Below are 16,000 nucleotides of genomic sequence, written 5' to 3'. Positions count from 1 at the left end.
ATCATAGACGAAATTCAACGTACACCTGAATTACCGCGTGCAGTAAAGCGCTCAATTTATTTAAATTAACGAAGCATAATATCGCTCGTAAAAATATCAAGCGGTAAAGCAAGAGTACAACACGCATTGGGTATGTCTACAATTCCACTGATGCGTCCTTCGATAGGAGCTGCACTTAATAAAAGATATGCTTGTTCTCCACTGAAGCCCATTTTGGTTTTTAAATATTCAATTGCATTCAAGCACGCTTGTTTATACGCAATAGTAGCATCTAAATAATGTTGTTTTCCTTTTTCATCAACCGATATTCCCTCAAATATAAAATAGCGAGAATAATGTGGTTCTAAAGCAGGGGTATAAAAAAGTGGATTTTTAAGTGAATATTTTTTGCATCCTTGAGGGATAAGATCTACTTTTAAGATGATCCATCCTGCCATTTCAATTCCACCGCAAAAACTAATTTCACCATCTCCTTGAGAAAAATGAATATCGCCTACTGAAAGATGAGCGCCTTCTATAAATACAGGAAAGAAAATACGCGACCCTTTTGTTAGATTTTTAATATCACAATTTCCACCATTTTCTCGCGGAGGAATAGTACGAGCCGCTTGATGAGCAATTTTTTCATAATCATTATGTGAACATCTTCCTAATAATGCTCCTTTTTTCTGCGGTAATTCAGCATAAGGAGGAATCCGTTTAGGATCTTTCGCGTTAAGCTCCTCTTCGCGTTGGTTCCATTGAGCTAAAAGTTCATGAGAAGGAGCACAGCCAATTAGGCCGGGGTGAAGTATCCCTGGGAAGCGAACACCTGGAATGTGCCGAGAGGAGGTAAATGCACCTTCAAAATCCCAAATAGCTTTTGCGGCATGAGGAAAGTGGTCAGTTAAAAAACCCCCTCCATTTTCATGAGCAAAAATTCCAGTAAACCCCCATTCCGCTCCTTCAAGTGCACCTATGTCGAGAATTTCCACTACTAAAATATCACCAGGTTGTGCTCCTTGAACTGCTATAGGACCACTTAAATAATGCACTTGGGCTAAATCAACATATTTAATATCATCTGCATCATCATTATTTTTTATTTGTCCTCCTGTCCAATCAAGACATTCTACACGAAAAACATCTCCAGGTTTTACAGTTGCTACGGCAGGAATATCAGGATGCCATCGATTATGAAGTGGATATGGTTGCTCATGAGGTTTTTTATTGAGATCTACTTTAATAAGTGTTTTTGGCATGCCCTCTCCTTTTTATGAGCTCTCCTTATGTAAGAAAAATAGTACCACAGAAAAGTCTTTGATAAAATTACGCTGATATTCGCTATTGGTTTCGAAATATCAGCAGATGCAATGCCAACAGTGCTGTATAAAGATCATTAACATGAGAATCATAGTACAAATACATCATAGGTATATTCGTAAATGCATCATTCCCAAAATTGCAGTACTAGCCTTGTGCGAATTTTAATTTTGAAGCTTATCTTTTTCTTGTTCAAGCCACTCCAAAAAAGCTTCACGATCTGATTTAGACAAGTTAAAAAATTTATTTTTAATTGTTTCAATAGGCTGTTGTTGTTTTCTAGGAACTTTGACCCAAGCGTCGTTTATATTTATTTTTCCTTGTATCACGTTTTCATAGGCGAGGGGATCTTTCTTTTTTAGCTTCAAAAGTTGGCCATCAACAGATCTCGAACGAGAGGGTAAATATGTAATAGTGTTTTCCTGATACAAATTAGGATTCGTATTATCTTGCTCCCTAAGATCATTATTCAAATTTTTAATAGAAATTTTATTTTCCTTTGCATACACTCTGACACAGTTATCCACCATACTAAGCACATCACCCCAATGAGCTACATGCTGCGTATTTATATCCATAGCAGACCGCAATAACCACAGCATTTCATTGTTAGTAATACCCAAGCCGTCTGATGATTTATCAAGGGCATATTCCCCAAAATTTTTATAGGGGTTATTTCTTTTTTTCCAAACTTCCCGCTCAATGATCTGTGATATTACAGAGGGAAGATTCTGAAAAATCAGTTGATTAAATTCACTTATATACTGATTCGCTTGAACATGTAGTTCTTCATCAGAAAGGACTGGCTTCTCTTCATTTGATATTTCTTCTGATTGCATTGTAAATCCAGATGTTGATCAACTACTAAATAGTTATCTTAAGCTGATAAGCTTATTAAACTCAATATCCCAAAATAGCGTGTTGCTTCATTGGAGCTAATAAATAAAAAGCTTGACCCTTTGTAATCTTATTGTAACTATGTGTAAAAAGGAGCTGATTTATAGGAGATTGGTTGATGCTTAGAATGAATTCTTTGAAGGCAGTATTTCAGTCTAGGATTTTTTTACTGTTTGTATTTGTTACTGCCTCTGCCAATGCCTCTGAGCCTCTAATTTACATGCGACCAAACGAAACGCCGATGTTCACTGAATTGTACCAACGTTATGGCCTACTCAACCCTCCAGCGGTACATGTTTTTGACAGTGCTGTTTATCTGGGGCAACCTGGTGAAAAAAGCCTACTCATCCCTTCAAGCGTAGCTTTTTTTAATGAAATAGATCAAACGCTTCGCGCTTATCATGCACGCATTGGTAATAAGGAATTGTTTTTTGATCCGCGTGAAACAAACTATGCCTTTTGTCCATCGAATGGATCACTGCAAATTATTTTTGCCCTAGTTTATGCTATCGCTGCAACAGAACCACAAAAACGCTTCCTTTTTGTTGAAAAGATCCCTTTTTATTCATTCCATGAGCACGCAGTGACTTTTCGACCCTATCCAAATGCACGATTTCAAGGCTTTAACGATCCGAGTGAAGTGAAGCCAAAACCTGATGAAACCGTGGTTGAATTTGTAACCTCACCCAATAATCCTGACGGCACATTTCGCAAGCCCTATACGCAAGCAGACATCATCATTGCTGATTTAGTCTTTTCTTCACCATCCTATGGTAGTGATGGTACGGGATATATTAAAGACAATATTGCTTGGCTTACTAAAGCAAGGAATGAGGGCAAACATGTTCTGGCGTTTAATTCTGTTTCCAAAGCACTTGGAAAACCGGGATATCGCCTTGGTTATATGTGGTTTCCTATGAGTGATTCATATGCTGCCAGTATTTTTCATAATTTCTTTTCCTATACCTGGAAGTTAACAACAGGAGAAAGCACACCCGGTGTTGCTGACGCGTTGAATCTTATGTCTGCTCTGGTCGCACTTCCTGATGCAGGACAAGCCCTTCGCACCGATGCCTTTCATACTATTGTAAAGCGGCATAACATGGTCAAAACAGAGATACTTAAGCGTTATCCTGGAACAGAAGTCATAAGCATTCCAGGCAGTCCTACTTTTTTTGCAAAGCTCAATAGCCCAGACATTGCAAAAATGACTGGCGAGGAGGTTCTGCTGAAAGATCTTAATGTTGCAGTGGATAATGGTAACGCGATGGGTGCTACAGATGCCTTCATTCGCATTAACTTATGTGGCTATAGTGGCGATCTTGCGGAGTTTTTGAATCGCCTCGCCCAAGCTAAAAAATATAATGCAAATGAGCTGCTGGTATCATCAGCAAATCATTGCAAGCACAGGACGATTCACAGTAGTGAAAACAGCCAGTATGTCGCTAATCTTGATGATTGTGTTATCGATGTTGATGCAAAAGACGCAAACGTTGACATCTTATTGCCGCAATTTATTAACTATCAACAAAGCAATTTAATTTCCATTAAAAAGATTGATAATTCGAATCATTCAGTTACCGTGCGGGCAAATCAATTAACGAAATCACTTAAGGATAAAAACGAACAGTTACAAATACAGTGGACGCAACCCTTTTTCCTTAATGGTCAGTGGCACATTGCACATTCATAACTTGGCTGTGTTCGTTGAGCTTTTGGATTGTCCTTGCAATTACTTTTAACCTACTAGCTTATGCCCTTTCTTGCGATGGAAGCCTTAGTCCCATTGTTTTTGGCTGTGGGGAATCAAGCAGCTTTTTTTCACTGTTAGGAATGACAGTGTTTTTTTTTATAAAACTTCTTAAAATAAGTCTTTACAAAATAATTAATTGGATTTTTTTAGGATGAAAATCGAATTCTTACAAATTATAAATATATAAATAATAGAGTCCATTATGCGATTGATAGATAATCAGTATGAAACATTAACTTCTTCCGAAGATAGAATGAGGTTCCGCGCAGAGCTTTGGAAATTAACTAGCATTGCCAGAAAAAATGAATTAGAAAAACAAAATCCATCCTCGTTGAACAATTTGGTATTAAGCATCGAGAGTATTTTAACTAACAAAAATCTTGATGAAAAACAAAGCAATAGATTTAAAGAGATTTTAGTAGATGTTCGTTCCATCTTATTTAAAAATCAAGAAAATAGGACGGTAGCATATGATGTCTTGTTAAAAGACTTAAATGGTAAGGGAAATTTTTCCTTAGGTGTGAAAAGCCTCTTACCTAAAGATGATGAACCTTACTTTGAGTTATTTTTTCCACCCTGTTTAAATAAAGCGATAAATAGTGCATTAAAGCCCTATATATATTGGTGTGAGGAATTTATGACATTCGCTATGCGTAATGACATTGTTTATCTGAATAAAGCTTCTATTTTGGGCAATGAGGACTTAATAAATGATGCGCTAAAAAAGGCTATTTTAAGCCACAAACTAGAAATAATCGAATCACTTAAACGAAATATATCTTCACAACTCGACCGATGCCAATCAGACAGTTCTCGTCAAAATGATACCAACTTAAAGATGTGGGCTAACGATGCTCAACTTAAAATAAAAGAACTGGATGATGCAGCTCAGGATCCTGCTGCAACTGTTAGCAATATATTGGATATGATTAATTTAACATCTGAATTTAGTAGTAAAGTTGATGGAGCCATCGAAAAATTTAAAAAGATAAAATCAACAAAAGAAAAATTGTCGCAATTAGAAAAGAGTGAGGGTATAAATAATAGTTCATTACCAGCAAAAATAGGGATATTTGGAAATTCTTTACCTCAAACTAAAGAAGTAAGTATCCCTAGAAGTTTTGAATGCCCAATCACTGGGGAATTGATGAATGAACCTGTAATCTTATTGCTGGATGAACAAACTTATGAAAAATCTGCGGTTTTAAAATGGTTACAGAAAGAAAGAAATGCACCAATGAATCGCAAAGAATTGAAACCTAATCAGCGACCTGAGGATGTAATTATCCCTAATAGAACTCTTGCTAGTGCTATTGACGAATTTAAACAGGAGCATCCGGAGTTTACTCATAATATAAAAATTTAAGGCTTTTGTGATTATTTTTACGATAGTTGAATTTCTTTATGTTTGAGTCCTTGTACTGCTCGCGATCGCTCCAAGATATTAAAAAAGAGTTCTACGGAAGAACTTCTGCAAGATAGATTGGATCGTTCGACTCAATATTATAGGAGTTTTCGATAGATTGGTTGTTGGTCAAGATTACCTCCTACTTGCTCTTTACTGCAAAAATAGGTCGAATATTTGACTAAAAGCTCAATCATTTATACTATCATCGATTTTTTGGAGAATAAAATGGAGCAATATGCATTTTTTAAAAGAAAAGCAATAAAGGCTGCAGTTACTGTGGCTTTTGGAGTGGCTGCCATGACTGCATTTTATGCAGCATACACCAATATGTTTGCTGAACAACAAAATCAAACTCCTGGCTTTGAATTTTAATTGCTCTTTTCTATTTTATACTTAGAGCAAGTTGGGTCGTTCGACCCAACAAATTCATTCGTTGAAAAAAATCAGAGTATTTTTTTATCACTCAATGGACTTTTCCTTATAAAATAAGCAGAATTGATTTAGGGAATTCAGTATGAGAAGGGCAAAGGATATGCCAAAAAACTATAAATTCCATGATGATGATAATTCTGAGGAATCGTGTTACGAAAGTGAAGGAGAAACAGAATATTATCCAGAAAAAAACATTGGTTCAGGAACATACGCCAAAGCAAGAAAATTTCAATCCGCTGATGGTCAAAGATCATGTGCAGTACTTAAGCCTAGGGATCAAGATGATATTGGTTTTAAAGAAGTTTATAATAAATATCAATTTTTCAAGACTCTTTACCCTACACAAAATATTGAATTAATAGAACAAGAGAATACTTATCGCCTGGTGCTTCCTTATATTGTTGGCATACCCTATGAGAAGTTGCATTTTACTAATCAAATGCAACAGATAAAACTTTTTATTTCTGCAATTGAAGCATTAAAAGATTGTCATAATAAGGGATATATTGTTCTGGATTTAAAAGCAGATAATATCCATTATGACATAAACTCTGGTAAAAGTTATTTACTTGATGGTGGTATTTCCGTAAAGAAAGATGAGCTACTCGATCCTGATATCTTTGCTGTAGACTCTAATGAAGATCGGATGTCAAAAAAAAAGAAATATACGCAAATTGCACCCGAATGCTGGTCGAAAACGCCGATATCTGCCCAAAAAAGCATGGATGTTTACGCTCTAGGCTCTATGATGCAATCTGTATTAAAGCCATCTTCGGATATCAATCGTCTGATTCAACTATGTCTAGCCCCCAAGCCAGAACATAGGCCCACTTTGCATACACTGGAAAAACAACTTCGAAAATTATTACTTCGCCCAAGAAATCAGCAAAACCCATCCCCTGCAAAATACTCAAGTAATGCAAAAAGCAATTATGCCTATTCTTTGAAAATACTAGCAGAACAAGGTATTGTGCCCACAAAAAGACAATATAAAAGGCTTAGAAGAAATAATAAAATTCCAAAAGCTATTGTTGATTTTAATAATGCATGTGCCCAGATCCATGAGCACCACAATACAATAAAAAATATTTATTTTAATATTTATAAAAGAGAAACTCTAACCCTAATGCTCCGGGGGGCTGTCGAATTTAAGAAAGAATATCCCACCATTGAGAAAAGGGCTCTTATCTTTATTAATACTCAATTGTTTAAAAAATTCACAGAAACTCAGGCCGTTAAAATTTTAACTACACTAAACAGCTCCCAAGCAGAATTAGCTACAACACTTACCGTGAGTAAATCGAGAAACAGCATTTTCAACGCCCCTAAAAAAATACCTGAAAATGACGAAGCAAGTTGGTGGGGCAAGCGAACCAACCTATTCGCGAAGAGCTATTTGGTTCCATAAAGTGGCATGTCCCAAATAGGGCTTCGACATGGCCCGACCTTGCTAAACCGTTGTGCTCCTATTTTTTTAATTCTTGTTCTTTTAATTAGAAGGAATAGGCAAACATTAAAAATAATCAGTCAATAATTTTAACTTCCTTCCTCCTACAATTAACTTAGAAATTGACTATTCTAATAGACGAATATTAGGACTTGAAAAAACAGGAGTTCTTAATGAAAACGATTGGTTATGCCGCACACTCATCAGAATCTAAGCTAGTACCTTTCCATTTTGAAAGACGTGATCTTCGCCCTAATGATGTGGCAATTGAAATTCTTTACTGTGGAATTTGCCACTCGGATCTTCATCAGGTTAAGAATGATTGGGGATTCAGCCAGTACCCAATGGTACCTGGTCATGAAATTGTTGGCAAAGTTATTGAGATTGGTCCAAATGTTACTAAATACAAAGTTGGGGATAATGTTGCAATCGGTTGTATGGTCGATAGTTGCCATAAATGCAACCAATGTCAAAAAGGTGAAGAACAATTTTGCCGGGAAGGAAGCGTTCAAACCTACAACGTCCCGGATAGAATTTCAGGCAATATAACGTATGGTGGTTACTCAAAACATATTGTTGCTCATGAAAATTTCGTACTTTCTGTGCCTGATATGCTGGATATCAGCCGTGCCGCACCGATTCTTTGTGCAGGAATTACTACCTTTTCTCCTTTACGCAATTATAACGTCGGCCCCAATAGTCGCGTTGGTGTTATCGGCCTGGGTGGTTTGGGGCATATGGCGGTAAAACTTGCAAAAGCCATGGGTGCATCGGTAACCGTACTTACCCATTCGGCAGCAAAACAGACATCAGCGCTTTCATTAGGGGCTGATCATGTCTTGATTTCAAGCAATGATGAGGCAATGACTCAAGCAGAGAATTCGCTCGATGTCATCATCAACACCATCCCCGTCAAGCATGATATTACCCCTTATATACCACTTCTCGATGTCAAAGGTACTCTTGTCATCGTAGGACAGGTTGGCCCTCTAGAAGAACCAAATACCATGCCAATGATTTTTGGTAATCGTAGCGTAGCGGGGTCTTTAATTGGCGGGATTAGGCAAACACAGGAGGTTCTAAATTTCTGTGCTGAACACAATATTCACCCCGAGTGCGAAATTATTCGAATGAATGAGATTAATGATGCTTTTGAACGTTTGGAAAAAGGCGAAGTGCCCCATCGAATTGTCATCGATATGGCAACACTTCAACTCGAATAATCCCCGCGCACTTAACGGTTAAAAAGACACGAGGATGCATGGGATAGGAAGAAAAGGTGATGATTATGACTAAATTTAGTGAAAAAGTGGCTTTTATTACCGGAGCAGGTACAGGCATAGGCCGAGCAGCAGCCCTTGCATTCGCCCGCGAAGGCGCTAAAGTTATCGCAACTGGACTATCTGATAAAAACGTGCAGGAAACAGCAAATCTTGTTAAAAAATCGGGAGGCACAGCACTTCCAATCAATTGCGATGTTACCAATGAGGAGGAGATCATAAGTGCCCTTGATCAAACAATTAAAACATTTGGGCGATTGGACTTTGCCTTTAATAATGCAGGCATTGAACAGCCCCTAAAACCAGTGATTGATATTACACTTAAAGAGTGGGACCAACTACTAGCTGTCAATCTAAAAGGTGTATTTCTCTGTATGAAACATCAAATTCCGCTGCTGTTAAAACAAGGTGGCGGCGTTATTGTCAATACATCATCAGGTGCCGGAGTCAAAGGATTTCGGGGACAAGCTGCCTATGCAGCAACCAAACACGGTTTGATTGGCCTAACTAAATCAGCAGCACTCGATTACGCCGATGCAAATATTCGCATTAATGCCGTCTGCCCTGGCATTATTGAAACGCCTATGATGGATCGCTTTACCGAAGGTACAAATGAGGGAAGACAACGAGTTATCGCTCAGGAACCTGTTGGACGAATGGGAAAACCCGAGGAGATAGCTGAAACGGTTATCTGGTTATGCTCGGATGCCGGGGCATTTACTGTTGGAGCTGCTATAGTAGTTGATGGTGGACAAACGATCTGAATCGTTTATCATGATATTTGAGGTAAATAGTATGTCAAAAGTAAACAATGTTACAAAGTTCCCCACTGCGGGAAATCAGGATGATTTTCCCGACGAAGAGGATTTATATAAACTTGCAAAACTTTTAGAAAAATATGCCCCTCATGATGATCGATTTGATTTAAACGTTGAAGGACTGCATGTTTTTAGGGCCTCAAAAACAACACATGAAAAAACCTATAGCCTGGCTCAACCGGGAATGTGCATTGTTGCTCAAGGAACAAAATCCGTTTCGCTGACTAATAATTATTTTAATTATGACCATTCCAACATGGTAGTGTATGCTGCTGAGGTTCCTCTCAACGTAAAAGTTGTTGAGGCCAGCAAAGAAAAACCCTATCTTTGCTTAGTCATTCCAATTGACCCGCATAAAATGGCTGAACTGATTTTAAAAATTTTCCCTCATGGTGTCCCCAAAAAATCGGATGTTCGTCCAATTTATGTTGGGAAGAGTAACCCAAATATTGTGAAATCAGCCATTCGTTTAATGGAAATCATTCTTAATCAAGAGGATGTAGATCTACTCGTTCCATTGGTAATCGATGAAATTCTGATCCGATTATTACGCAGTCCAATTGGAGCATCAATTGCGCAAATTGGTATATTAGACTCTAATACCTATAAAGTTTCAAAAGCAATTTCTTGGCTTAAGAGCCATTACAATCAAGCTGCAAAAATAGAAGATCTGGCAAAAATCGCCGGTATGAGCCTGTCTCCCTTTCATACCTATTTTAAGAAACTAACACTAATGAGTCCTCTTCAATATCAGAAAACTTTACGATTAGAGGAAGCGCGCAACCTTTTAGTTGCTAGAATCATGGATGTAACCAATACCAGCTTTCATGTAGGGTATTCGAGTGTATCTCAATTCAGTCGCGAATATAGTCGTTATTTTGGCAAATCACCTATTCAAGATTTAGCCAAATCCCACTGATACATCAAACAAAGGTAAAAAACAATCTATACTACAATCAAAGGATTAAAAACATGCGAATGGGTATAAGAAAGGTAATTATATGTCGTTTTTTCGCTTCTTAAACAGGCTCAATCATTTGGTTAATCGAACCTCTGAGAAGAATTATAGGTCAATAACTCCACGTGAATTAACATTACATCATATTCGAGATTTCGAAGAGCAATTTCAAAAAAATCGAGAAGCAATCCGCTATTCCAAAGAAATACTGCAAGACCTGATCAATAAAAGGCTGAGAGCATTATTACTTCATGCCAAATCAAAATCTCCTTGGTATAAAAAAACACTCGCAAAAATCAATGTAGAGAACTTCACCAAAGAGCGATTAGATGAGCTTCCTACTATAAATAAAACCATCCTAATGGAAAATTGGGATGCAATTGTCACCAATCCTAAGCTTTCATTAGCCTTAGTTGAAAAGCATATGAGACAAAAAAATGATCGACTTGACACATTGTATCTATTCTCCAATTATCATGTCGTGGCAACTGGAGGAAGCAGTGGGAAACGGGGTATATTTATTTATGATTGGGATGAATGGATTACCTTTCACACTGCATTCATCCGCTTCCCACTCTACAATAATGAACGCACACACATTGTAACGACAAAACTAAATGCAAATTCAAAAACGGTAAGCCTGTTTGTAACAAATACGGCTATTGCCGCCTACTCTTTAGCAAAAACTTTTTGGCTGCATAATGAAAATACGTATTTTCTGCCTATGGCTGTAACCCCTTTAAACGTAGTTATTACTCGTCTCAATCAAATTCTTCCTGAAGTCATAACCGCCGCTCCTTCATACATTCACAAAGTATGTCAATTAGTTCAAAAAGGACAAATAAAAATCGAACCTAAGATTCTTTTTCTTGGCGGAGAACCCCTTTTTGAACAAACCTTAGCCTTAATCAAAGAAACTTGGCCTAAAGTGGATATTTTTAATATATTTGGCTGTACCGAGGGGATGGCCGGCTTAAATTGCCGGGCGAATACGGATGAGATGCACTTGAATGATGATCAATGTATTATTGAGCCTCTGGACGAACAAAATCGCCCTGTTGATAAAGGAATTATGGCAACCAAAGTGTATATCACTAATTTATATAATTATACTTTGCCGCTAATCCGCTATGAAAACTCGGACGAAATTTTATTTTTAAATAAAACCTGTGATTGCGGCATCCATTATCAGCTTATAAAAGCACCTAAAGGCCGACCTGGATGTGACTTTACTTATCCTGGCAATATTTTTGTGCATCATTCGCTTTTTTTAGGAGCGCTTTTGCCAGAAAAAAATATTCAGGAATATCAGGTCGAACAAACAATAGATGGAGCTAACATTAAGATTGTAACCAATGGTTTTGTAAACAAACGCCAATTGCAAGAGAAGATACGCTTACGGTTAAGCAACGTAGGTTTTCCTGATGCCAAAGTAACGATTCTTGAGGTGCCTGAAATTATCTATTTGTATTCAGGTAAGCTGAATCGTTTTATCCCCTTGAAGTCGAATTCGGGTATTGAATCATCAGGCTAAGTTAAGAAAAAAACTCCCTCACCTACACCCTGCCGCTTGATACGGAGTGACCACTTATTCATCATAGCTATGCATAACCAGGTGTGTATTACTTCCTCCCGCGCCATAGCTAGAAACTCCAGCTAAATAGTGTTTTTTAATTGTGGGAAAATCTTGAAATTCAGTGGCAATATATAGGGGCGAATCGTCCAACATAAAATCTGGATTCGGAGTTTCGAAATTAATTGAAGGAACAATAGCTTTATTTTGGAGCATAAGTACCGTTTTAATGATTGAAGCCATACCGGATACTATACCCGTATGGCCCAGATTACTTATTACCGAGCTTAGTGGACAACGATGAGTTTTTGTAACATCTTTGAACGCTTTTTTTAGGGCATATATTTCTGTTGCATCGCCTAATTTGGTTGAAGCGCCATGGGCTGCAATATAATCAAGATCACCTGGCTCAATCCCAGCATTTTTCCAAGCCGACTGCAAGCAAGTATATTGGCCATGAATCCCTGGTGCCATAAATCCTTCTTTTGAAGAATTACCATCATTATTCATAGCGGCTCCGATAATAACCGCATGGATTTGATCATTATCTGCAATTGCATCTTCAAGCCGTTTTAAAACAACCAACCCAGCACCACTGGAGTATAAAGTGCCGCATGCTGAAGCATCAAAAGAATGACAATGACCGTCAGAGGAAAATAAGCCATTCTCTTCATAAATATATCCAATTTCTTGAGGTAAATCGATTAAGCACGCACCTGCAATTGCCATATCACATAAATGACCATTTAACTCGCGACAACTTTGAATCACAGCAGTTAAAGAAGACGAGCACGCGGTATATAAATCAATGGAGCTTCCTTGAAATCCAAATTGATAAGAAATATAGGGGGCGATTACTTTTGAATAATACCTTTCTATCGCTTTTTGGGTATCAATCGCTTGGTAATAGGCTGCGCCCAAGAAATGAGAGGCGGGTTGATTATTTGCCCCAATATAAACAGACGTATTTTTGATGAAGTTATTTGAGTTGTTTGCCTGACTTCTCATGGTACTCAAAGCACGATAAGTTAGATGGGACATCACTTTGCCTTGAACGCCTAATAATTCAAAATTTTTGGTGGTACTTGCAAACGGAGGAGTATCAAACGATTCTAAGTCATCTAATATTCCCCTATATGGTTTATAATAAGGGGCATCGATTAACTGCTCTGAAATGCCCGACCGCTGTAATTGCTCTGCAGAAAATTTACTAACCGCTTCGTTACCAAACCTTAAGAGATCCCAATATTCCTCAAGATCATTGGCTCCAGGCAATTTTACAGCCATACCCACAATAGCAACTTTGTTTGAGTGGTTATTTACATTCATAATTAAAAGGACCCTGCTTTACTCTTTGGTATATTTTAAATATAGGTTATTTTTTTTATTTGAATTAAATAACAACCCAATTGAGTATTTTTATTTCATGATGTTATTTAGGCTAAATGAAACTCAATAGTTTCTCTTTATCTATTTTTCCATTTTCTTTTATTGGCAATGCGCTTAACCATATATAATGCTCCGGCACCATGTACTCTGGGAGCCTGTTTTTTAAAAACAATTTAAGCTCAGCATTACTAGGTTTTATTTGTTGGTTATTAGCAATTAAGAACACAACCATTCGATGATCAAGAAAATCCACTTTCTCGCAGACTACAACTGCATCCTGAATGTTGGGATGCGCTAATAAATGATAGTGTATTTCTCCTAATTCAATACGGATACCATGTAATTTTACTTGATCATCCTTACGGCCCAAAAATAATAATTCATGCTCTTTATTCCAACGTACTATATCTCCAGTACAATACATTTTTTCTCCAGGCAAGTAAGGATTGTCTATGAACGATGCCTGAGTAAGCGCTGGATTATTTAAATAACCTTGAGCTAATCCAATTCCGGAAATGAACAGTTCTCCGGGTTCGAAACCGGTTGAATCAAGTCGCTCATCTAACACAAAAAATTGAATATTCTGGATGGGCTTTCCAATTGGAATAGTCCGATAACATTTGTGCTTTTCACAAATAAAATAAGAAACATCTATTGTGGCCTCTGTAGGTCCATATAAATTGACTAATAATGTTTTTTGATCTTGAAACAGCTTATTAAATAGATTAACACTTCGCGCATCAAGCACCTCTCCACTTGAAAAGACATACTTTAACGAGCTTAAGCGAGTTATCGAAAAATCTTCTTTAATATAACTTAAAAAGATACGTAATATGGAGGGTACAAAATGAATGACGCTGAGCTGATATTGCTCAATCATATGAATAAATAACTTAATATCATGTTCTTTTTGGGGCGGCAAGAGAGCTACTCCAGCACCCGCAATAGCCCACCAACAGGTCTCCCACACAGAGACGTCAAAACAAATATGTGTTTTATGAAATACTACGTCATGGCGTTGTAAGGGAAAGGTATTTTGCATCCATAGAATTCGATTAACGAGGGCTTGATGTGAAATCATGACCCCTTTGGGTTTGCCTGTAGTACCTGAAGTATACATCACATAAGCTAAATCGTGTTTTCCTCGGCGCAAGTTTAAATTATGGCATTCTTCATGGCTCACATTGTCACGAATACTTAATACGTGCAGATTATCCTTATCATCTAATAATCCGGATTTTTCTGCCAATAATAAACTCTCATCAACGATGAGAAATTTGATTTGACTGTCTTCAAGTATGGTTTGATTTCTCATTACAGGAGCCAGGGGATCTATTGGTAAATAGGCTCCTCCTGCCTTTAATACTGCAAAAATTGCCACGAGCATTTCAAAAGAACGCATGAGTTGAATGCCAACAATTCCATTTAATGGCAGCCCTTTTCTTTGCAGATATCGTGCATATTGATTGACTTGTTTATTAAATGCATCATACGAAATGTGCCGATCTTCCAGATAAATTGCCGTATTTTCCGGTTTTTTCTTTACTTGCTCTTCGAATAAGGAGCAAATTGTTGGGTACTGTTCAGAGGATCTCATTGTATAAAAATACCCTTTTTAATTGATGCAAAGCTTCGAAATGAGAATCTCGTGCATTTGTGAGGTCCCCTCGATAATCTCCATTACCTTGGCATCTCTATAATATCGTTCAACAGGATAAGCGTCATCAAAACCCGCTGCACCAAATATTTGCACTGCATGATTCGATACAAAAACAACCATTTTAGAGGCAACATATTTTGCTACTAAGGTTTCAGCAATGTATGCCGGATTTTTTTGTTGTCTCAGTTCTCCTGCATAAAAACACAATTCTCGGGCAGCTTTAACTTGCACCACCATTTCAGCTATCATTTTTTGAATTAACTGATGCTCATCTAATGGACGATCGAATTGTCTTCTTTCTTGGGCATAGCCACGAGCCGCATCCAGGCATGCTTGTCCTAAACCAACACATCCACACGCTGTTGTATAGCGTCCTTCATCTAAAGCAGTTTGGGCCACATAGGCTAAACCCATACCAATACTCCCCAATAGATTTGTTTTAGGGATGCGGCAATTATCAAAAAAAATTTCTGCCAACATATTAGAACGTAAACCTAAAAAATTAGACATTGGTGAAATAGTTACGCCTGGCGTGTCCTTTTCAACTAAAATCACAGTAGGCTGTCCTTGACAGTTTGCTAAAACTAGAAACAAATCCGCTATTTGTCCTAAAGTGATGTATTTTTTACTCCCTTTTAGAATCAATTCATCACCTTTATCCAACAACTGAGTTTCAACGTGTTCCAAATCACTACCAATATTAGATTCAGTGAATGCGAATGCAGCTAAAATTTTCCCTGATGCAATCTGGGGTAACCAGGTTTGCTTCTGCACTTTTGAACCAAACTGTATGAGTGACTTATTCACCATGCCCAATACAGTTAAAATATTTGCCAAGGAACAAAGCTCTTTAGCAAACGATTCATGCATGATCCCAATGGTCAATTCATCCCATTGCTGCCCGCCAAATTGTTTAGGAATGCAAGCGCCTAAAAAACCATTTTGGGCTAACGTATAAAAAAAATCGCGCGGGATATTTTGTTCTTTATCAAAAGTTGGCGCTTGCGTGTGAAGACAATTTTCGATGAATTGATTAAAAAATCGCTGTTGCTTCACATATCGAGGTTGATAATTTGGCAAAAT

13 protein-coding genes are annotated in these 16,000 nt (G+C 37.5%); 8 read left to right on the top strand and 5 right to left on the bottom strand.

The window, feature by feature from the left end:
* Positions 1-65: 65 nt before the first annotated feature.
* Together fmdA and DY223_RS02615 are read right to left on the bottom strand one after the other, a co-directional pair.
* Positions 66-1,241, bottom strand: coding sequence for a formamidase (gene fmdA, locus DY223_RS02620; RefSeq protein WP_058457914.1), 1,176 nt, complete (start codon positions 1,239-1,241; stop codon positions 66-68).
* A gap of 225 nt (positions 1,242-1,466) precedes the next feature.
* Positions 1,467-2,141 carry a hypothetical protein gene (locus DY223_RS02615; protein ID WP_058457913.1) on the bottom strand — a complete coding sequence of 225 codons (675 nt, stop codon included), beginning with the start codon at positions 2,139-2,141 and terminating at the stop codon, positions 1,467-1,469.
* Between the two features lie 299 nt (positions 2,142-2,440).
* Here DY223_RS02615 and DY223_RS02610 point away from each other — a divergent pair, with 299 nt between their 5' ends.
* The 8 genes from DY223_RS02610 (at position 2,441) to DY223_RS02580 (ending at position 11,829) form a co-directional block, all read left to right on the top strand.
* Positions 2,441-3,892, top strand: a complete 1,452-nt coding sequence (locus tag DY223_RS02610) for an aminotransferase class I/II-fold pyridoxal phosphate-dependent enzyme (RefSeq protein ID WP_160116268.1) — start codon at positions 2,441-2,443, stop codon at positions 3,890-3,892.
* Positions 3,893-4,154: 262 nt separating this feature from the next.
* Positions 4,155-5,318, top strand: a complete 1,164-nt coding sequence (locus DY223_RS02605) for a U-box domain-containing protein (RefSeq protein ID WP_058457911.1) — start codon at positions 4,155-4,157, stop codon at positions 5,316-5,318.
* Positions 5,319-5,585: 267 nt separating this feature from the next.
* Positions 5,586-5,732, top strand: a complete 147-nt coding sequence (locus tag DY223_RS19035; protein ID WP_154669251.1) for a hypothetical protein — start codon at positions 5,586-5,588, stop codon at positions 5,730-5,732.
* Between the two features lie 160 nt (positions 5,733-5,892).
* Positions 5,893-7,200 carry a protein kinase domain-containing protein gene (locus tag DY223_RS02600; RefSeq protein ID WP_160116267.1) on the top strand — a complete coding sequence of 436 codons (1,308 nt, stop codon included), beginning with the start codon at positions 5,893-5,895 and terminating at the stop codon, positions 7,198-7,200.
* Between the two features lie 212 nt (positions 7,201-7,412).
* Entirely contained in the window at positions 7,413-8,462 is a 1,050-nt protein-coding gene (locus DY223_RS02595) for an NAD(P)-dependent alcohol dehydrogenase (RefSeq protein WP_058457909.1), read from the top strand.
* 65 nt (positions 8,463-8,527) lie between these two features.
* The gene (locus tag DY223_RS02590; RefSeq protein WP_058457908.1) at positions 8,528-9,283 is read left to right on the top strand and encodes an SDR family oxidoreductase; all 756 of its coding nucleotides are present in this window, start codon (positions 8,528-8,530) and stop codon (positions 9,281-9,283) included.
* 31 nt (positions 9,284-9,314) lie between these two features.
* On the top strand, positions 9,315-10,256 hold the full coding sequence (locus DY223_RS02585; RefSeq protein ID WP_058458094.1) for an AraC family transcriptional regulator: 942 nt from the start codon (positions 9,315-9,317) through the stop codon (positions 10,254-10,256).
* 82 nt (positions 10,257-10,338) lie between these two features.
* On the top strand, positions 10,339-11,829 hold the full coding sequence (locus DY223_RS02580) for a phenylacetate--CoA ligase family protein (protein WP_058457907.1): 1,491 nt from the start codon (positions 10,339-10,341) through the stop codon (positions 11,827-11,829).
* Between the two features lie 54 nt (positions 11,830-11,883).
* On the opposite strand, the gene DY223_RS02575 is transcribed toward DY223_RS02580, so the two are convergent.
* The 3 genes from DY223_RS02575 to DY223_RS02565 all read right to left on the bottom strand — a co-directional run bounded on the left by DY223_RS02575 (position 11,884) and on the right by DY223_RS02565 (position 15,997).
* Positions 11,884-13,197: a beta-ketoacyl synthase N-terminal-like domain-containing protein gene (locus tag DY223_RS02575; protein ID WP_058457906.1), complete on the bottom strand. Its 1,314-nt coding sequence runs from the start codon at positions 13,195-13,197 to the stop codon at positions 11,884-11,886.
* A 112-nt stretch (positions 13,198-13,309) separates the two neighbouring features.
* Entirely contained in the window at positions 13,310-14,854 is a 1,545-nt protein-coding gene (locus DY223_RS02570; RefSeq protein WP_058457905.1) for an amino acid adenylation domain-containing protein, read from the bottom strand.
* Between the two features lie 18 nt (positions 14,855-14,872).
* Entirely contained in the window at positions 14,873-15,997 is a 1,125-nt protein-coding gene (locus DY223_RS02565) for an acyl-CoA dehydrogenase family protein (protein WP_058457904.1), read from the bottom strand.
* Between the last annotated feature and the right edge of the window lie 3 nt (positions 15,998-16,000).

Origin of the sequence: Legionella bozemanae, from assembly GCF_900450575.1 — a bacterium.
Taxonomy (GTDB): Bacteria; Pseudomonadota; Gammaproteobacteria; order Legionellales; family Legionellaceae; genus Legionella; species Legionella bozemanae.
The sequence above is the reverse complement of the archived record's forward strand: the minus strand, read 5'-3'. Positions and strand labels throughout refer to the sequence as shown.